Source organism: Methylobacterium brachythecii, assembly GCF_014196345.1.
Classification (GTDB): domain Bacteria; phylum Pseudomonadota; class Alphaproteobacteria; order Rhizobiales; family Beijerinckiaceae; genus Methylobacterium; species Methylobacterium brachythecii.
Genome location: NZ_JACIDN010000005.1, coordinates 370,405 through 389,782, shown reverse-complemented (window position 1 = coordinate 389,782; position 19,378 = coordinate 370,405). Strand labels below are relative to the sequence as shown.

15 protein-coding genes, 1 tRNA gene and 1 pseudogene are annotated in these 19,378 nt (G+C 65.0%); 2 read left to right on the top strand and 15 right to left on the bottom strand.

Annotation, left to right across the window (positions count from 1 at the left end; translation table 11 throughout):
* Positions 1-378: 378 nt before the first annotated feature.
* Positions 379-1,329, bottom strand: coding sequence for an IS481 family transposase (locus tag GGR33_RS15445; protein ID WP_183506718.1), 951 nt, complete (start codon positions 1,327-1,329; stop codon positions 379-381).
* A 266-nt stretch (positions 1,330-1,595) separates the two neighbouring features.
* The gene (locus GGR33_RS15440) at positions 1,596-1,796 is read right to left on the bottom strand and encodes a hypothetical protein (RefSeq protein WP_183506716.1); all 201 of its coding nucleotides are present in this window, start codon (positions 1,794-1,796) and stop codon (positions 1,596-1,598) included.
* Positions 1,797-2,185: 389 nt separating this feature from the next.
* Between GGR33_RS15440 and GGR33_RS15435 the strand changes: the two genes are divergently transcribed.
* A complete protein-coding gene (locus tag GGR33_RS15435) occupies positions 2,186-2,611 on the top strand; it encodes a hypothetical protein (protein WP_183506715.1) in 426 nt (141 codons plus the stop codon).
* Between the two features lie 715 nt (positions 2,612-3,326).
* Here GGR33_RS15435 and GGR33_RS15430 read toward each other — a convergent pair.
* From GGR33_RS15430 to GGR33_RS26560, 4 genes and pseudogenes are all read right to left on the bottom strand, one after another.
* On the bottom strand, positions 3,327-4,577 hold the full coding sequence (locus GGR33_RS15430) for a DUF2235 domain-containing protein (RefSeq protein ID WP_246413168.1): 1,251 nt from the start codon (positions 4,575-4,577) through the stop codon (positions 3,327-3,329).
* 401 nt (positions 4,578-4,978) lie between these two features.
* Positions 4,979-6,799, bottom strand: coding sequence for an ATP-dependent helicase (locus tag GGR33_RS15425; protein ID WP_183506713.1), 1,821 nt, complete (start codon positions 6,797-6,799; stop codon positions 4,979-4,981).
* Positions 6,786-8,324 (bottom strand): ATP-dependent nuclease, encoded by a 1,539-nt coding sequence (locus GGR33_RS15420; RefSeq protein WP_281381170.1) that lies wholly within the window; start codon positions 8,322-8,324, stop codon positions 6,786-6,788. Before GGR33_RS15420 ends, GGR33_RS15425 begins: the two co-directional genes overlap by 14 nt.
* 90 nt (positions 8,325-8,414) lie before the next feature.
* Positions 8,415-8,594: pseudogene (locus tag GGR33_RS26560) on the bottom strand (AAA family ATPase); the annotation flags it as partial.
* A 427-nt stretch (positions 8,595-9,021) separates the two neighbouring features.
* On the opposite strand from GGR33_RS26560, the gene GGR33_RS15415 reads away from it, so the two are divergent.
* Complete coding sequence (locus tag GGR33_RS15415) at positions 9,022-10,362, top strand: transposase (protein WP_183506709.1); 1,341 nt, start codon at positions 9,022-9,024, stop codon at positions 10,360-10,362.
* A gap of 109 nt (positions 10,363-10,471) precedes the next feature.
* On the opposite strand, the gene GGR33_RS15410 is transcribed toward GGR33_RS15415, so the two are convergent.
* The 9 genes from GGR33_RS15410 to msuE all read right to left on the bottom strand — a co-directional run bounded on the left by GGR33_RS15410 (position 10,472) and on the right by msuE (position 19,103).
* Positions 10,472-12,163, bottom strand: a complete 1,692-nt coding sequence (locus GGR33_RS15410; protein ID WP_210302024.1) for a site-specific integrase — start codon at positions 12,161-12,163, stop codon at positions 10,472-10,474.
* A 204-nt stretch (positions 12,164-12,367) separates the two neighbouring features.
* Positions 12,368-12,444: transfer RNA gene (locus GGR33_RS15405), tRNA-Arg, on the bottom strand.
* Between the two features lie 152 nt (positions 12,445-12,596).
* Positions 12,597-13,550: an aliphatic sulfonate ABC transporter substrate-binding protein gene (locus GGR33_RS15400; RefSeq protein ID WP_183506705.1), complete on the bottom strand. Its 954-nt coding sequence runs from the start codon at positions 13,548-13,550 to the stop codon at positions 12,597-12,599.
* 14 nt (positions 13,551-13,564) lie between these two features.
* Positions 13,565-14,542 (bottom strand): sulfonate ABC transporter substrate-binding protein, encoded by a 978-nt coding sequence (locus GGR33_RS15395; RefSeq protein WP_183506703.1) that lies wholly within the window; start codon positions 14,540-14,542, stop codon positions 13,565-13,567.
* Positions 14,543-14,684: 142 nt separating this feature from the next.
* Positions 14,685-15,860 (bottom strand): FMNH2-dependent alkanesulfonate monooxygenase, encoded by a 1,176-nt coding sequence (gene ssuD, locus GGR33_RS15390; protein ID WP_183506701.1) that lies wholly within the window; start codon positions 15,858-15,860, stop codon positions 14,685-14,687.
* Positions 15,861-15,891: 31 nt separating this feature from the next.
* On the bottom strand, positions 15,892-16,701 hold the full coding sequence (locus GGR33_RS15385; RefSeq protein ID WP_183506699.1) for an ATP-binding cassette domain-containing protein: 810 nt from the start codon (positions 16,699-16,701) through the stop codon (positions 15,892-15,894).
* A gap of 6 nt (positions 16,702-16,707) precedes the next feature.
* Positions 16,708-17,553, bottom strand: a complete 846-nt coding sequence (locus tag GGR33_RS15380) for an ABC transporter permease subunit (RefSeq protein ID WP_183506697.1) — start codon at positions 17,551-17,553, stop codon at positions 16,708-16,710.
* 4 nt (positions 17,554-17,557) lie between these two features.
* Positions 17,558-18,523 carry an aliphatic sulfonate ABC transporter substrate-binding protein gene (locus GGR33_RS15375; protein WP_183506695.1) on the bottom strand — a complete coding sequence of 322 codons (966 nt, stop codon included), beginning with the start codon at positions 18,521-18,523 and terminating at the stop codon, positions 17,558-17,560.
* Positions 18,524-18,536: 13 nt separating this feature from the next.
* Positions 18,537-19,103, bottom strand: a complete 567-nt coding sequence (gene msuE / locus GGR33_RS15370) for an FMN reductase (RefSeq protein WP_183506693.1) — start codon at positions 19,101-19,103, stop codon at positions 18,537-18,539.
* Positions 19,104-19,378 lie beyond the last annotated feature (275 nt).

Below are 19,378 nucleotides of genomic sequence, written 5' to 3'. Positions count from 1 at the left end.
CAGACAGCAGGCAGCTCTGCGCGCATATAGGTTGGAAGCCAGCGGTCCGTGCCAGCCTCAAGGAACGGTCCGCTCTCCGGCCTTGGCTCCGTCCCGGCCAACCGGCGTCCGGCTGACATCGGCATCGACGCCCCGGAGGGCGCCGTTGCCGTCTCTGGCCACCGACAAATCCGGGAGGGCAGTACGCCTTCCTCATTCACGTGCGGCGGTAGTCGTGGGGGGATGGTCTTCGTGGGGGGGGTCTCCGGCGTGGTGCCGTGACGCCTGCGGCCCGACCGGCCGCGAAAGCGTCAATGACAACAAGCCGACCGTCGCGGGTGACGATGAACTGGCTGAAGACGTGGTCAAAGACGACGCCGAATCGAACGAGGAGGCCGCCTAGGTGTATGGTCCCGGGATGAGGTGTGACGGGTCGATCCTGAAGCGATCGGGGTCTTTCGTCCAGGCGCTCAGGATGAACTCAGTGGGTGTCAGGCCGCGCAGGGTCTTTAGCCTACGGGCGTGATTGTAGGCATCGACGAACAGGTGCAGGTGCGTTCGAAGCTCAGCATGGCTGTCGTAGTGATAGCGTTTGACTGTCGCGTCCTTGATCGTGCGGTTCATTCGCTCGACCTGCCCATTGGTCCAAGGATGGTTCACCTTGGTCAGCCGATGCTCGATGCCATGCTCGTGGCAGACACGATCGAAGATGTGCTGGCTGTCGTAGATATCCCGCTGGCGTGACGTGAACTGAATGCCGTTGTCCGTGAGTACAGTATGGATGTGGTAGGGCACCGCCTCGATGAAGTCGCGCAGGAACTGAGCGGCCTCCATCTTTCCGGCGCTCTCTACGAGCCTCACGAACGCAAACTTGCTGGTGCGATCAATGGCCACGAACAGCCTGAGCTTGCCCTCGGCCGTGCTCACCTCGGCGATGTCGATGTGGACGTAGCCGATGGCGTAACTCGCAAAGCGCTGCTTCTTGGGTTTGTCGCCGTCAATCTCGGGCAGGCGGCTGATGCCATGACGTTCCAGACAACGATGCAGCGAGGACCGGGTCAGGTGCGGGATCGTCGGCTGCAAACCGTAGAGGCAATCGTCGAGCGGCAGCAGGGTGTGCCGTCGAAAGGTCACGATGATCGCTTCCTCCTCGACCGTGAGCACGGTGGAGCGTGGATCCTTGGGCCCCATCCGGGCATCCGCCGTCGTCGCCCGTTTGCGCCACTTCTGCACCGTCGTGGGGCTGACGCCATAGCGCCGGGCCAGCGCCCTTACGCTCTCTTCACGTAGCTGGATCGCGCGACGGACTGCCTCCGTCGTGGTGGCGCTTCCGTGAAGAACCTGGCCCATAGCGCATCCCTCGCAGCATGGTGCTCAACCGTATCACCACACCGTGGGATCAAACACCTAGGCAGTTTCGTCCCCTACCCTGCCCGGTCAGATGACCGGGCTTTTCGTTGGCGTAGATCTCCGGCGGCCACGCTTGGTGCGCGGCCACCGTGTCCCTCGGGCCGTTCGCTTTCATGCAGGTCGATACCGTACGGCAGCACCGGTATCCCCTGATGAAAAAGGCCAGCCGCGAGGTTGGCCCTGATCATTGCAACATATCGCACGACTTATTCAGCGGCGGTCATGCCGGGCGTGAAATGCCCGCACCAGTCCGAGGATCCGACCACCGGCCAAAGGCCGTGTTCTTGCGGGCCAGGCTGGCTCACTGGCGGATTGAAGCGGCACAGGCCTTCGTCCGTGGCCGACTGGCCGCCGTTGGTCTTATGCTCGTCGTAGAACCTGCAGCTTTCGCAGTTGGCGTTCGCCATTGACTCGCTCCTGTCAGATACTAATTGGAATAGATACAATCTGAGAGGACAACGAGCGTGCTCAGGCCGGGTTCCGGCGCGATAATTGGCTATCCAGCGGGATTTCAAAAGGCGGTTGCCATCGCCGCATCCGCCGATCGGGCCGCCGCATCGAGCCCGATGCTCTGGCCCGAGGTCAGCCCCTCCAGGCGCTACAGCCCTTTTTGATGGGAGCGGGCCTTCCGGGGCTTCCCGACTGCGTTCGGCTGAATGCCGATAACCAGAAACCGTCAGCCCACGTCGCGGTCTGACGCGCTCCGATCATAACGGGCGTTCAACTGTCCGACCAGGCGCTCAAGAGCTTCCGGCAGTCTGGCATCGAGCTGTGGCGCGACCAGCTGGCCGAGTTCATGCGCGATGCCCTGCAGGCGCGGATCGGGTACGCTATGCAGCAGGACACATTCGAGGACGCCAAGTTCGTAAAGTTCTCATTTAAACAAGACTCTATTTCTGTAGATGGAGAAACTTATTTTTCTGCCAGCTCCAGGGCTATTTTAAAAAGTAGTTTTTGTCTTGGTTTTTTAGCTGCCGCAGCAAAGGATGCGTCTTTCAGACACCCGCGCTTTGCTATGATCGATGTGCTCGAAAACATGGGAGTGGAGGCTGAGCGGAGTCAGAACTTTCAAATGCTGATTGCTCAGACGTCTGCAGAATTACCAGCAGATCATCAGATTATTTACGCAACTGCCATGATTGCTCCGGAGTTAGACGACGAAACCTATACGATAGGTCGGTATTCGACATTGGACGAGCCAACTCTGGCCTTCAGGCAGTAAAGGCTAGCGGCGCTTGAGGACGTCTGGTTCGCGCGGACTAACTGGCTCGGGCGTTGATGCACGACAACTGACCGGTCGGATCGCAGAACCGGCGCAGGACCATCTGGGCAATCAGATGATGCTTCTTGGGAGTGTTCACGGACTTTCCTCTATTATGTGTTGGCCGAGCGTAGCATGGGCCGCCCAGTAGATTGTCGCAGCTTTTCGCAAAGAGGGGGACGGGCGATACCGCGGGCGAAGGTCGGAGGACGATGGACTTACCGAGGTCGAGCCGGTCAGAGACGGACCTAGCGAAATCAGCGAACAGTGCCGAGCGGCCTTCTTATGCCAAGAGGCGTAGCCAGCGTGCCCTCTCTGTCGACACGCCTCTGGTGCCGTTCTTCATCCGGATCGTACGCCGTTGTGACGCATGGAAGCTCGGTGGACACGGTAGCCGTAGGCTCGTCCGGGGCCTGCGGGAAGAGATCCAAGGAACAGGTGCGGCAGACCCGCATGATGGGCCACGACACGCTGACGTCGTGCCACAAACTAAACCGCTCGCTTCAATTGGTTTGTAGCTGAATGCTTGGCATGCAGCCGAGGCGTCTCGATGCTCCGTGCCTCCTCGCCAAGATAGGACAACCCATCAGCGGGGCCGGTCCGACCCACCACCGATGCGGTTGGCGTCGTCACAAAGCGAGGCGCCGGCCGGCGGCGGACCGACAGGGATCCGTCCTCACTCGGGCACGGCGGCCCTCGGATCGTCGGCCCGGACCGATGTGCGGATCTGTGCGGGGTCCACTTTCTTTCGTTCGGCCCATGCGGTCAGGTTTTCGGGACGGTAGCCCGGATCGGCACGCCAGCGGTCGAAGACCGTGACGTCGATGGTCTCGTTGACGTTCGTGTGGCTACCATCCCGACGCACTTCGGGGTCGCGCCCGATGACGCGGTACAGCGGTGACGAGATGAATTTGTAAAGTCCGCGTCCGAACAGACCGTAGGAGTCGACAGTCGGAGCCTTAAGCGCGTCGCCGTCGAGCTCGACGGCGGATCGGAACTCAAGGCCGTGCGACTGCGCCTTCTCCATGATCCAGCGTAGGGGCGCTTGCGCAAGGAGGTCGGTTTCGTAGCCGCCGCCGACATTGGCGTGGGCCCCGACGAACCAGCGTTGTTCGACGCTGCTCAGTGGTCGCTTCGCCGCGAAGACGTCCGTTGGGTTGTTCGATCGGCGCACGTCCCACAGCGTCGGCGCGAAATCATCGCGGTGCTCGTCGATCGCCAAAGCGTGGTAACCATTGAGGATGTGGATGCGCAGGCCGGTCTGCAAATAGTCGAACGACGAACGGCTGATCCCAGGGATCTTGAGGGTCTGCAGACCCAAGGAGCCAACCGTGTCCCAGACGCCGATCATCTTCACGTTGGCCGGTTTGGAATAAGTGAGAAGCCATCTCTCCTGATCCGTGAACTTGCCGGTTTCGCCAGCCTGTTCGGCCTCCCTTAATTTCCAAATGCTTTCCTCGTCGCCTTTCTTATAGCGCTTGAAGAGTTCCAAGGTGCCGATAGGCGATCCAGCCTTTAGGATTCCGTTGATCGCGACCAGTCCCGCGAGGCTCCTGGCCGTGAAGGCGCCGCGGCTGAAGCCAAAGATGAAGATCTCGTCCCCGTCGTTGTAATTCTCGATCAGCCATTCGTAGGCGAGGCGAATGTTGTCATCGAGGCCCTGGCCAAAAACGCCGCCGAGGAATCCATTTACACCAACGCCGTAGTAGATGAGCTGCGGTCGGCCGTCCTTGCCCTTGGCCGCGGTGAGCGCCCGCATACGCCAGACGTTCGTGTTGCTGTCGACGCTGTTCCAGGTCCCGTCGAGGAACACGACGAGACGCTTTTGTTGGAGGTCCGCGCCGGCGAAGTTGGATTGGGTTCCACCTTTCTCCGAGGGCCGACTGACGATCACGACGCCGGCGATCAGCGCGACCAGCGCGACCAAGGCCCCCACCCAGAGCGAGATCCGCCCGATCCACCGAAAAGCTGTTCTCATGGCGCCCCAACGGATCAAGCTTGAGGAACAAAACGGGTTCAAGAACCCTAACTTGCTGAATTTGGCTAAGGTTGCTAGCGACCAAATACTTTGCATGAAAAGTTTCCGGGCCGAGCTATTGCGCGGCCGACGATCCGGCATTCCAGGGTGCTGATCACCCAAAGGCACTGCGTGCACATTACGCCGGACGACGTCAGCATCGCGATGCTGGCGGCCGAGGCCGACTACGAGCAGCTCCTCGCCAAGATGCTGACGAACGAGACCATGCACTGACCTTCTCGATCCCTGCACAGCTCGGAAAGGCCGCTCCATGGTGCGGCCCTTCCTTTCGCCGCTCCGTTGGATGGCGCCTATCGGATCCTATCGGCGTCGAGCAGTCGCATCTCCAGCTCCTCCACAAACGGCGAGCGACCGAGGGTCCGGACGCCGAACCTGGTCTTCACCCAGCCGGAATAGAGAAGATGGACGGCGTCGCGCGCCCGTGTGAGCCCGACATAGAAGAGCCGGCGGCTCTCCCGCAGTTCCGCCTCCTTCTCGTTCGCCCACGGCATGGTGCCGAGATCCATGCCCACCATGATTACCACGTCGTATTCGCAGCCCTTGGAGGAGTGGAGCGTCAGGAGATTGACGTGCGACGGAGACCCGTCGCGACCGCCCAGGCTCTCCAGCTCCAGGCCTTCGAGCTTGCCGCCGGCCGCCACGGCCTCATTCATCCGTCGGACCTGTTCCATCTGGTCCGCGAGGCTCGGCTCCGTCCGGCCGAGGGGATCCACGAGTATTTCCCTGATCGCCGCGATGAACGGCGCGGCAAGCCCGCCATCCCGCCGTGCCTGCGTGAGGAAGATCGTCAAGGCGCGCCGGGCTGCGTTCGCCTCCCGCTCGTTGGGCCGCCCGGACCGGAAGCCGATCCAGCGTGAGATGAGGCCGCGGAGCTGGGGCCGGCCCCGCCGCCAGCCGCCCGAACACCAGGCCGCGCAATCCTCGATCCAGCTCGTCACCTCGCCCTTCTTGTAGGGGGCGGCATTATCAATCCGGATGTAGTCCATGTCAGCCGCTGCGATGGCTTCAGCGAACACGTCGCCGACGTCGGCGGCGCGATACAGGATCGCGATGTCGCCGAGGACGCGGCCCTCCTTGGCCGCCAGCGCCTCGGGGATCAACGTCTCGACGACGTAGGCTGCCTGGGCTTCCAGACCGCCGGGCCGTTCGACAAATTGGATCGTCGCCAGGCGCTCAGTGTCGTGAGGACGATAGCCACGCACCTCGCCGAGGGCATATTCCGAGGCCTCGATGATCCGCGCACCCGAACGATAGTTGAGTTCCAGCCGGACCGTCTCGACGTCCTCGCGCTCCGCCAGTCCCAGAAGCAGCTCCCCGTCCGAGCCGGCGAAGCCGTAGACCGACTGGTCGGCGTCGCCGACGGCGAACAATCGGACACCGCCCTCGAACGCGAGCCGCATCACGATTCGATGCAGCGGAAGGCCGAGGTCCTGGTACTCGTCGACGGCCAGGATCGGCCAGCGGGCCGAGATCGCAGGCAGGACCCAGTCGTGGTCGCCGACGAGCCGGTTGCCGCAGACCACCATATCGTCGAAGTCGATCAGTCCCTGTCGACGCAAGCCGGCCTCGTATACCTCGCAGAGCCTGGCCAGGTCGGCGTCCTCTCGCCAGTCAGGGGCGTCGCGATCGAGGTGGACGCGCCGGTACTTTCCCATGTCGTGGGTCTTGTAGGGCTGCCCCAGGCCCAGCAGCTCCTCTGCCACGCGCTTGAAGGTACCGTCCGCCTGGCGCGTCGTAGCGAGGGTGAGGGGGCGCGGCAGAGCGAGACCGGCCAGACGAGCATAGGGCATCAGGATGTGGCGGAGGCAGAACCCGTGCACCGTACCGACGTACAGGTTCGGCGCATCGCGCAGGCCAAGACGCTCCAGGCGTCGTCTCAGCTCACGGGCGCATTCCTGGCTGTAGGTGATACAGGCCACGCCCTGCGGGGCGCGAACGTCCTCGGCGAGCATGCGGGCCAGCTTCAGGACGAGCGTCTTCGTCTTGCCCGAGCCCGGCCCGGCGAGCACGACGCAATGGCCTTCGGAAACGTACGCCGCTTGCTGGGCGGGATTGCCCGCAAGATCGCCGGCCTGGCGCAGGTAGGCGGCGCTCGTGCTACGCGACCGCATCGCGGATGCGCTCCAGGGCTTTGCGGATGTACTCCGGGCACCGGTCGGCACGCACGGCCGAGGCGATGCGTTGCGCGAAGCGTCCCTTCCCGACGCGCTCGATCAAAGAGATGAGCTTATCGTTTTCGAGCGTGGCAGGATCCGCTTCCCAGCGATCGAGCTTGCCTTGCGTCTCCGGCCGAAGGGGTAGGTCGGCTTTGATCACACTCACCATCGTCTGCCGCATGGGCGTTCCGAAGAGCTCGGGCTCTAGCGTGTTGGTGTTCAGGAAGATGCCCGCATCCTCGCCATGTCCGAACAGCTCCGCGTCCTTCATGGAGGGGTAATCGGGTCCGGGCCGCATGACCTGGAGCAGCTTGGCGACCCGACCGCGACCGAGCACGGTCCCGGTGGCGAGCACGTCGCGGTCAGTAAGGACGACGAACGAGATACGCAGCCCATCCTGTCCAAGCAGCTTGACGTAAGGCGTGAAATTGGTGCCGCTCACCGAACAGACGGAGATCCCGAGTTCGTCGAGGTGGATGCCGAGCGCCGCGGCGAATGCTGGGATCAGGAAGCGTTCGGCGTCGCCTTCAACGAGGATCACGCCCCGGGCGAAGAACATCTCCCCGCGCGTCACGTCGATGTAGCGCTGCAGGTCATCGACCTCGGCCGCGCTTAGCGCGATGGTCGCGGTCGAAACGCCGTCCGTGCTGCCGTCGGCTAGCCGCCGCAGGAGCACGATCGAGCGCAACGGCGCGATGCTCGCGATGTGGGGGGAATGCGTCGTCAGGATCGTGATGTGCCGGCCGCCCGGTTGAGCGTCCGCTGGGCCGGACAAGTCGTCATCGCCTGCTTCGGCGGCTTCAAGGAAGTGCCGGTAGACCAACCGCTGGACGTGCGGGTGCAGGTGCGCCTCTGGCTCCTCGACGGCCAGGAAGGTGTAGTCGCGTTCCTCCTCTTCGATCAGACGATCGAGTTCCAGGCTCTTGAGGGCGAGGAAGATAAGGTTGGCGGTGCCCAGGCTCGCATCGGCGATGCCGCGGGCGCCCTCGTCGATGAGGAGGCGCAGGGCCCGGAGGAGGGCATCAATCCGTGTCGGCGCCAGCCCGAGTGCAACCGACGTGGCGTGAGCCGGACCGACCATCCCGGCCAGGCGGCCGCTAATTGTCTTGGCCACGTCGTCAACCTCGGGTCGTCCTGAGAGGGCTGCCTGCGCATCGTCGACCGCGGTCTGGATGGCCTCGCGGTCGGCCTTGTCCAGGGCGCTGGCCAGGTTCTCGATCAAGGGCCGCAGCGGCGACCTGCGCCAATTGGCGAGATCCTTCTCGGCGTCGCGTAGGGCCGGCAACAGGTCCAGCGGCAGCATGCGCCGTGAGCCGCTTCCCACGGCGTTGCCGGGATCCTCTCCGCCGAACAAGATGTACTCGTAGTCGGCGAGGCTCGCCGGCGGCTCCGCCAGCGTGGGCTTGGGCTGGAAGCGGTAGGTGAGGCGGGCGACCATCGGCGGCCCGGGATCGATGAGACAGTCACCGAGATGGGCCATGAGCCGGGCATCCGCCTCGAAATCCGTAAGGTCGACGGAGATCTCGATCGTCTTGCCGAGCTTGTCGTCGCCCAGCCCATCCCAGAAGTGCTCAAGCCCGAGCTGACGGTCCCTTTCGGACAGTCCGGGATCCAAGATCAATTGAAGGGCGAAGAGCAGGTTGCTCTTCCCGACCTTGTTTTCTCCGACGACGACGATGTTACGACCGGTTGGGATCTCGAAATCGGAGAAATTCGCAAAATTTATGATCCGGATTTTGCTGATGCGCATTCCTACGAACCTCTTGACCAGATTTTTTTCGAGTGATCGAGCAAGCCGACGATCGTCTAGCATGAGGACAAGGCATTCGCAGAAGCGCACCTTCGAGGTCCACGAATTCAGTACCGTCAAGATCGATGCTGATCAGTTTCGGATGATGGACGAAGACTCTATCGTCGATCCGCATGACGCTCCCCAAGGACCGTGGACAGGCATAGGAGATCCCACGTCAGGCCTCACCAAACCCGGAAATCGCAAATTTTTTAGCACAACCTCCTGATGTCACGGCCGCTGTTTTAAGTCCGCTTCGCCGTCCGAGCAGACATTCGAATAGCACGCGCGGAAGGTCCATACCGGGTCGATTCTGTTGAAAAACTTGGGTGTTGCAGCGGTAGTGATGAGGTGATTCACTCTTGTCGAGAGACGGAGATCGAAGCAGATGATGGGACCTCGGCAAGTCGAGCAGGGTGCCCTGTTCTACGAGTTCTCGCTCGACACGCACGTTCCCACCGACCATCTACTTCGCTCCATCGACCGCTTCGTCGACCTGACCGGCCTGCGCCAGGAGTTGGCTCCGTTCTACGCCTCGACGGGCCGCCCTTCCGTCGATCCCGAGTTGATGATCCGCATGCTGATCGTCGGCTACTGCCTCGGCATCCGCTCCGAGCGTCGGCTTTGCGACGAGGTCCACCTCAACCTCGCCAACCGCTGGTTCTGCCGGCTCGGTCTCGACGGCCGGGTGCCGGATCATTCCACCTTCTCCAAGAACCGCCATGGCCGCTTCCGCGACAGGGATCTCCTGCGTCGCCTGTTCGAGACTGTGCTCGCCCGCTGCATCGCCGAGGGGCTCGTCGGTGGCGAAGGCTTTGCCGTCGATGGCAGCCTGATCAAGGCCGATGCCAATCGGCAGAAGGGGGTGGAAGGCTCTGCCGGCCTGCCGCCCGAGGTCGTGAGCCGCGCTGCTCAGGAGTACCTCGCCGTCCTCGACGAGGCCGCCACGCCGGTGCCGCCCAAGTTCATCTCGCCCGCCGATCCGGCCGCGCGCTGGACCGGAGCGCACGGCGGGCAGGCGTTCTTCGCCTACACGGCCAACTATCTGATCGACCTCGACCACGCGATCATCGTCGACGTCGAGGCGACCACGGCCATCCGGCAAGCCGAAGTTACAGCGGCCAAACGCATGATCGAGCGTTCGCGCGAGCGCTTCGAGCTCTATCCGGCCAAGCTGGCTGGCGACAGCGGTTACGGTTCGGCCGAGATGCTGGGTTGGCTCGTCTACGAGCAAGGCATCGAGCCGCACATCAGCGTGTTCGACAAATCGACCCGCACCGACGGCACCTTCTCACGCGCCGACTTCACCTACGACCAGCCGGGCGACGTCTACCGCTGCCCGGCGGGCCAGGTGCTGACCACGACCGGCACCCTGGTCAACGACGGGGCGACGCTGCTGTACCGGGCGAGCAAGTTCGCCTGCGCGCCATGCCCGTTGAAGGCGCGGTGCTGCCCGAATGAGCCGGTGCGCAAGGTCCCGCGCTCGATCTACGAGGGCGCGCGGGACATGGCCCGCGACATCGCGCGGTCCGAGGAAGGCAAGACCTCACGACGCGAACGCAAGAAGGTCGAGATGCTGTTTGCCCACCTCAAGCGCATCCTCAAGCTGGACCGCCTCCGGCTACGAGGACCGAACGGAGCGAAGGACGAGTTCCACCTCGCAGCCGCCGCCCAGAACCTGAGGAAGCTCGCAAAGCTCATTCCGCTACCGCAACCGAGCCCGGCTTGACCGGAAGGCCACACCCGGCCCGAGAGCGAGGACGCATCCCGCCCCTCTCCGATCTCGGCCGCCACCGAGTTTTTCAACGAAATCGGTCAGAAGCAGGCGGTACTAACCGTTAGGATTTGTCTATCAATAGCTTGAGATCTCGATACGACACCTTGTCGATCTCGGCTTGCAACCGAGGGAGAGAAATACCGCAATCAAGCGTTCCATCTGCGCGCCTTTCGCGACCATAACGTCGACCGACGCCGCCACCGGAATGGCCAGTCAGCGCATTGTGAACTTCCTCGCTCAGTCCAGCTTCCCGGCAAGCCCGCTTGAACGTGTGGCGGAAGGAGTGGAACGTCTTGGCCGAGTGGTCCACCGCATGGATACCTAGGTAGCGACCGAACCACTTCGTCCACGCCTTCACTTTTGGATCAATCGGCGCAGCAAATTCAGGCCACAGCGGTGCGGTTTGCGGCTGTGTCTTGGCTCGAGCGGCAACAACATCAAGCAAGCCCAATCGGATCAGCTCCTTATGGACGGGCACTGAGCGGGCAGACGACACTGTCTTCAAATTCTGATCGGCGCCCTCGTTTGTGATGTCGAGGTACCAAATACCCCCCTCTCCTGCGCGGACGTCTCCGATCTTGAGCTGCGCGATCTCAGTCCTGCGTGCGCCACTGAACAGACCAATGAGCGGAAACCAAAATGCTGCCTCGCCCCGACCGCCGAGAGGACGCTCGCCCTTGGCGAAGACCGGCGAAGAGAACAGGCGCTGCAACTCGGCCGTGCTGAAGGGTTCGTACGGCTCACGCTCTGCCGGAGCGACGTCGAATCCGACGTGAAACGGGTTCGACCAAGCTGGCAGCTCTTCGAAGAAGCCGTCGCGCTCGGCACGGGCAAGGATGCCGCTAAGAAGGGCCAACGTTTTGTTGACCGTTTGAGCGTTGCGTCGCGGGTATTTGCTGAGATCCTGCTTCAACAGCTCGGGTAGCGGCAACCGCCCTAGTCGTACAGGGAGGGCCTTCGGCAGCTTTACGAGCGCATCGCGAAATGCCCGAGCCTGGACCTTGGAGATGGCGGTAATTCGAAGGTCGCCGTGAAGCTCAACGAAGCGTCGGACAGCTCGCGTGGCTTCCGCCACAGATGATGGCTGAGGCTTTCTAGCACCCGCGCCACCCGCACCGGCCCATAGCGTCAAAGATGCCGTGAGGGTTTCGCCTTTGGGCTCAGACGGCCGCGCTGGGGTCGGTACTTCATCGCCTTCGAGCCGCGCTAGAATGCCAGAAAACGCGCTGCGCTGTGCCTTGATGAAGGCGTGTTCGAGCTGCCGCCAAGCTGGATCCTCGGGATGCAGTGTCATACCGCGCTGTTCGACGGCTCGATTGACGAAACTGCTAATTGCCTCCCCGGCGCGCATCTTTGCAGACTGAGCTCGAACGTTCTGATCGAGATCGGCAATACCGAGACGGTAGACATCGAGGTCGTCATCCGTCATGCCGAGACCATCGTGAGGCCGCTCATCCTCCTCGGCCAAGTCAATCTCTACGGCCAAGTTAAGGCCCAAACCTCGCTCCCGGATCAATTCATCTTGGCTAAGCAGATGAATCTCATGCTCGCGCGCCATCGCGGCGATCTGATCCGGGGTGATGCTTTTGGGTGGCCCCTCCCGAAGGTAGCGTTGTGCTTGGTCGATGAGCCTATGGGCATCAGCGATGTGAGCGAGCACCTTGCGCTCGGCTGATTTTCGCTCGGTCGTCTGAAGCGAGCGGATGAGTTCGGTCTTGAACCGACCGGTTCGCGCATTGACCAAAACAGCCATGCTGTCAGGCCACGGTTGCGGCGCCGGTTTCCCGGCGAGCACATCGGGTAGGGGGAATCGGAACTCGTATCGGCCGGCGCGGCGCTGAACGAACTTCATACGGCCCATCGTACTTGGTCCTGTAGCACGTGAGTGTAGCACGCGCTCGGCAGCAAGCACCTGAGAAACAATATCTTCTGAGCTTACAACGCGTTGAGCGTTGAATGGCGCGCCCGAAAGGATTCGAACCTCTGACCCCCAGATTCGTAGTCTGGTGCTCTATCCAGCTGAGCTACGGGCGCGCGGTGATCGGTGGCAGCGGCTGCCTCAATCGATCGTGGGCGGTGTCTAAGTCGTTCCTGGCAGCTTGGCAAGCCGTTGATTGCGGGATCGAGCGTGCCTGGTTGGATGGGCCGTCATGCCGTGTCGTCGGGGCCGGTGCGGCCCCGATGCGCTAGCGCGTCGGCGGCTCCCAGAGGCCAAGAAGGGTGGTATCGACGGGGCGCGGCAGCAGCCCTTCCGTGCGGAAGGCGTCGGCGATCTTCTGCTGCTCGGAGAGGCCGTCGCGGGTGACCGGCTCGACCTTGTAGCTGCGGCGATCGTTGGCCTGGCGCACGATGGGCGCCTCGATCTTCCAGAGCGCAGAGAGGCGTGTGGCCGCCTCGTCCGGGTGGGCCTTCACCCAGTCTCCGGTCTCGCGGAGCTTGCCGAACAGGATGGCGAGCACCTCCGGGTGCGCCTTCGCGTAGTCGTCGCCGGCGAGATAGTAGCGCTTGTAGAGCGAGAGCCCGGTGCCGTCCTTCAGGACGCGGGCGCCGGACTGAACCTGGGCCGCCGACAGGAACGGGTCCCAGGCCACCCAAGCATCGACGCTGCCGCCGGAGAGCGCGCTGCGGCCGTCGGCGGGAGTGAGATAGGCCGGGGTGATGCTCTTGAAGGGCAGTCCCTCCCCGGCGAGCGCGGCGAGCAGCAGGTAATGGCTGCCGGCGCCCTTGGTCACCGCGACCTTGCGACCCTTGAGATCGGCGATGCTCTTTACCGGGGAATCGCCGGAGACGACGATCGCCTGCGCGGTCGGCGAGGCGGCCTCTTGCGCCACATAGGTGATTTTGGCACCCGCGGCCTGGGCGAAAACCGGCACCGTGTCGGCGACGTCGGCCGAGACGTCGATCTGGCCGACGTTCAGCGCCTCCATGATCGGCAGGCCGCTGGTGAATTCGTGCCAGGTCACCCGGATCTTCCGGGAGGCGAGAGCCTTTTCCAGGGCCTCGTCCTGGCGCAGCAGCGAGATCAGCGTCGAGGAGCGCTGATAGCCGATGCGCAAGCTGCCGCTCTCCTCCGCCTGCACCGGAAGCGCGGCGGCGAGAGGGGCGGCGAGCAGGCTCGCGAGAAGGGTGCGGCGGTGCATGATGCGTCTCGGACTCAGGTGCCGGGCTTGCGCACGGCGTCGGTGATGATCAGCGCCTTCGGGATGAAGCCGAGGCCGTGGAAGGTGTCGGCGATGCGCTGCTGCTCGGCGATGGTCGCCTCGTCGAGGGGGCGCACGCCGTAGCCCTGCCGCTTGAGGGCGACTGCGAGGATCGGCGCCGGGATGCCGACGGAGGGGGCGAGTTCGCGGGCGACCGTCTCGGGATTGTCCTTGGCCCAGGCATCGACGTCCCCGATGGCGGCGACGACCGCATCGAGCACCGGGCCGTTCTTCTCCGCGAAGCCGCGCGAGGTGAGGTAGAACTGGTGGTTCGGCACGATGCCGGAGCCGTCCGCGAGCGGGCGGGCGTTGCTCGAGACTTCTGCCGCGGCGAAATAGGGATCCCAGATCGCCCAGGCATCGATGGCGCCGCGCTCGAAGGCGGCGCGGGCATCGGCGGGGGCGAGATAGACCTCGGTGACGTCCTTAATCGTCAGCCCGGCTTTCTCCAGGGCGCGTACCAGCAGGTAGTGGACGTTGGAGCCCTTGTTGAGGGCGACCTTCTTGCCCTTCAGCTCGGCGACGCTCTGCAGCGGGCTCGCTTTCGGCACCAGGACGGCCTCACCTCGCGGGGCGGGCGGCTCGTGCGCGACGTAGGTGAGTGCGTCGCTCGCGGCCTGGGCGAAGATCGGCGGGGTCTCGCCGGCCGTGCCGAAATCGATGGCGCCAGCATTGAGCGCTTCGAGCAGGGGCGGCCCCGAGGGAAACTCGGACCAGACGACGTCGTAGCCGAGAGCCTTGAGCCGCGGCTCAAGGCTGCCTCTTCCTTTCAGGAGGACGAGGGTGCCGTATTTCTGGTAGCCGATCCGGATCGTCTTCTCTGCGGCATGGGCCGGGGCGAGCCAGAGAGCGGCGAAGACGAACGCGGCGAGTGCGAGCCACAGGCGATGGCCGGGGAGCGGACGGGGTCGTGCCTTGGCGAGAGCGGGCATGGTCGGCCTCGTGGGTCGGGAGCTAATCGGGTTCGGCTTCCGCGCCGTCATTACGAGCGCAGCGAAGCAATCCAGGCCCAACGGGCGGACGTTGCGGATGCGGCCCTGGATTGCTTCGCTGCGCTCGCAATTGCGGGGGAGATCAGTGCGCGGCGATGCGGCGGGTCGGGACGATGTCGTTGGCGATGACCTCGCCGAACGGGCCGTTGTTGGGAGCACCCGAGCGCGGGGCGCCCGTCGTCGCGCGCAGCGGCAGCTTGGGGAAGACCAGCTCGGCGAAGCGGTAGGCCTCTTCGAGATGCGGATAGCCGGACAGGATGAAGCGATCGATGCCGAGATCGATGTATTCCTTCATCCGGTCGGCGACCTGATCGGCCGAGCCGACGAGCGCCGTGCCGGCCCCTCCCCTGACGAGGCCGACGCCGGCCCAGAGGTTCGGCGAGACAAGCAGCTTGTTCCGGTCGCCGCCATGGAGCGCCATCATCCGGTTCTGGCCGACGGAATCCTGGCGCTTCAGGGTCTCCTGAGCCTGGGCGATGGTGGCGTCGTCGAGACGCGAAATGAGCTTGTCGGCGGCCTCCCAGGCCTCGCCCTCGGTCTCGCGCACGATGACGTGCAGGCGGATACCGTAGGAGAAGGTCTTGCCGCGGCGCTCGGCCGCTTCGCGGGCCTTGGCGATCTTCTCCGCGACGCCGGCCGGGGGCTCGCCCCAGGTCAGGTAGACCTCGCAATGGTCGGCCGCGACCTCGATGCCGGCGGGCGACGAGCCGCCGAAATAGAGCGGCGGATACGGATCCTGCACCGGCCGGAAGATCACGCGGCCGTTCTCGGTTCGCAGGTGCTTGCCCTCGAAAGTCACGGTCTCGCCGGCCATCAGCCCGCGCCAGATCGTCAGGAACTCGTCGGTGACCGCGTAGCGCTCGTCATGGGCGAGGAAGACGCCGTCGCCCTTGAGCTCGACCGGGTCGCCACCGGTGACGACGTTGATGAGCAGGCGGCCGTCCGAGATCCGGTCCAGGGTCGCGGCCATGCGCGCGGCGACGGAGGGCTCCTGCAGGCCGGGGCGCACGGCGACGAGGAAGCGCAGGCGCTTGGTCAGCGGGGCGAGCGCCGAGGCGATGACCCAGGAATCCTCGCAGGAGCGGCCGGTCGGCAGCAGCACGCCGTAATAGCCGAGATCGTCCGAGGCCTGGGCGATCTGGCGCAGGTAGTCGAAGGAGACGTCGCGCGCGCCCTCGGAGGCGCCGAGATAGCGGCCGTCGCCGTGGGTGGGCAGGAACCAGAGGACGTCTGTCTTGCCGTCGGTCTGAGTGGTCATCGGGAACTCCACAAGTCTTTAGCGGCAGCGCTCAGGAGCGCGCGAGAAGCTGGTCGAGGATGCGGCCTTCGAGCGCCGCGAGGTCGGGATCGCCGCGGCGGCGCGGACGGGGCGTGTCGACGTCGACGTCGAGGGCGACCGCGCCGTCCTCGATCACGAGGATCCGGTCCGCCATCGCCACGGCCTCGCCGACGTCGTGGGTGACCAGGATCGCGGTGAAGCCCTGCTCGGCCCAGATCCGCTCGATCATCGTCTGCATGTCGATGCGGGTGAGCGCGTCGAGCGCCCCGAGGGGCTCGTCGAGCGCGAGCAGCGCCGGCCGGCTGACCAGGGCGCGGGCCAGCGCCACGCGCTGGCGCTGGCCGCCGGACAGGGTCGCCGGCCACTCGCCGGCCTTGGCCGAGAGGCCGACCGCGTCGAGGGTGGAGCGAGCGCGCTCGCGGCGCTCGGCCCGGCTGCCCTCGCGGCCGAGCCCGACCGCGACGTTGTCGACGACGCGGGCCCAGGGCAGCAGCCGCGGCTCCTGGAACATGATTTTTCGCGATGGTCCGACGGCGCGGCCTTCACGTCCGTCGACGGCGAGGTGCCCCGATGTCGGCTCTTCGAGGCCGAGGATCAGGCGCAGCAGGGTGCTCTTGCCGCAGCCGGAGCGGCCGACGATGGCGACGAACTGGCCGGCCGGGATGTGCAGGTCGAGCCCGCGGATGACGGGCTCGCCGCCGTCGAAGGCCTTGGTGAGGCGCCGCAGCGTCACCGAGAGCGCGCGGCCGGCGGCCGGGCGCATGGCGGGACGCGCGCCGGCGGCGACGTCCTTGGTGAGGGGAGCGATTGTGGCGGTCATGCTGGCTCAGGCGTTGCGGTAGGCCGGGTTCCAGGAGAGGCAGCGCCGCTCGAGGAGCCGGGTCAGGCTGTCGGCGAGCTTGCCGAGCAGCGCGTAGATGAGGATCGCCAACACCACGACGTCGACGAGCATGAACTCGCGCGCCTGCATGGCCATGTAGCCGAGGCCGGAATTGGCCGCGATCGTCTCGGCGACGATGAGCGTCAGCCACATGATGCCGAGGCCGTAACGCAGGCCGACGAAGATCGAGGGCAGCGCGCCCGGCAGCACCACGCGCCAGAACAACGTGCGGCGGTTCATGCCGTAGACGCGGCCCATCTCGATGAGCTGCGGATCGACCGAGCGGATGCCGTGCAGGGTGTTGGCGTAGATCGGGAAAAACACGCCGAGCGCCACGAGGAAGAGCTTAGCGCCCTCGTCGATGCCGAACCAGAGGATGACCAGTGGGATCAGCGACAGGTGGGGCACGTTGCGCACCATCTGCAGCGTGGTGTCGGTGAGTTTTTCGGAGAGCTTCGAGAGCCCGTTGGCGAGGCCGAAGGCGAGCCCGATGCCGCCGCCGATCAGAAAGCCCGACACCGCGCGCAGGAAGCTGACCCACAGATTGACCCAGAGCTCGCCGGTCTGCGCCGCCTGCCAGCCGGCCCGGGCGACGTCGAGCGGAGCCGGCATGAACCGCGTCGAGACCAGGCCCGTCAAGGCCGCACCTTGCCAGCCCAGGATGATTGCCGCGGGCACCAGCCAGGGCAGCAGCTGGCTCAGGTCGAAGCCGTTGACCGGACGCGGCGTCGTCGCGCGCTGCGGTTTGGCGGTCGCGATCCGCGACAGGGCGGGAAGGGCGGAATCGGCCATGCGGCTACCCGTTGTTGCGTGCGACGCCGGGCGGCGTCCAGACGATGTCGGAGACGCGGATCGCCCGCGGGATGATCTTCAGCGCGTGGAAGCGGTCGGCGATGCGCTGCTGCTCGGTGACGACGTCGGGGGTCAGCAGCGCGATGACGTATTTGATGCGGCCGACGGTGCGCTCGGTCGCCGGCAGCGGGACGCCGGTGATGCGCGCCAGGCTCTTGGCCACCTCGCCGCGATGCGCCTCGCACCAGGTCGCGACCTCGCCGAGTGCATCGATCGTCGCGGTGAAGCGCTCGGGATGGACCTCGATCGACGTGCGGTTGGCGAGGAAGAAATTGTTGGTCGGCGTGATGTCCGAGGCCTGGGCCAGGATGCGCACGCCCTCCCCCGTCTCGGCGATGGCGAAATACGGGTCCCACACCGTCCAGGCATCGACGGAGCCGCGCGCGAAGGCGGCCGCGCCGTCGGCCGGGGCCAGCGTCACGGGTTCGATGTCGGCATAGGTCAGGCCGGCCTTCTCCAGGGCCGCGATGGTGAGGTTGTGTGCGCTCGAGCCCTTGGCGAAGGCGACGCGCTTGCCCTTGAGCTCTGCCAGGCTCTGGATCGTCGAGCCCTTGGGCAGCAGGATCGCCGAGCCGGAGCCGCCGTTCGGCTGAGCCGCGGCATAGACGAGGTTGGCCTTGGCCGCCTGGGCGAAGATCGGCGGGGCGTCACCCGTCTGGCCGAAATCGATGCTGCCGAGACTCAGGGCCTCGAGCAACGGCGGCCCGAAGGAGAACTCGACCCAGGAGACTGAGACGCCGAGGGCCTGAAGCCGGGTCTCGATCGCGGCCTGCTCCTTGGCGACGGCGAGGATGCCGTTGCGCTGGTAGCCGATGCGGAACACGGCGCCCTCCCCGGCCCGGACGAGGCGGGTCGGAGCCGAGGCCGCTGCCGCGAGGGCGCCGGTGAGCGCGAGGCGTCGTGTGATCATCGGGCGCGTGGCTTTATTCGGCGGCGGCGATGCGCCGGCCGCTCTGCCGGAGGTCGAGATCAAGGAGCACGTCGAGCTCGGCCGCGGCGCGGGCCACCCGCTCCAGGACGACCGGCTCGGTGACGCGGCCGTCCACGATTTCTGTGTCGCCGGCATAGACGGAGGTCGGAACGGTCTGAGCTGAGAAAAAACCGAAGAGCGGCCGCAGCGCATGCTCGACGACGAGAGCGTGGCGCGGACCGCCGCCGGTCGCCGCGAGCACTACCGGCTTGCCGACCAGCGCCTCCGGGTCGACGAAGTCGATGATGTGTTTGAACAGCCCGCTATAGGCGCCCTTGTAGACGGGCGAGCCGACGATGAGCGCATCGGCGCCCTCGATCGCCTCGACGATCCGGGCGGCCGGCAGCGGCAGGGCATCGCGGCTCGCCACGGCGATCCCCTGCCCCGCATCGACCAGGTCGAAGATCTTGAGATCGACCTTGCGGAGGCGCGCGACTTCGGCGGTCACGGCCTCGACCAGCGCACGGGTGCGCGATGGACGATGGGTGTTGCCGGAGAAGGCGATGATGCGGACAGGCATCAGGAAAGATCCAGATGAGCGAAAAAGTGAGCCGGTGGCGGCTACGACTTAATCTGAGGTTGCGTCGAACCATGGGCTTCCGGCAGCACTCGGGCCGAGCGTCGCGAGGACAAGCCCGGTGTGCATCTACGGAAGATCATGGCGATCGAAGTGGAGAGCTATATCGACCCTGAACGGGATTTCGTTGTGATGAACAATATTGTGGCGCGACTTGCGCGGTCAATGAACTGATCTTGTTTTGTGCGCCGCAATATCGCAAGGAAAATGTCGTGCAA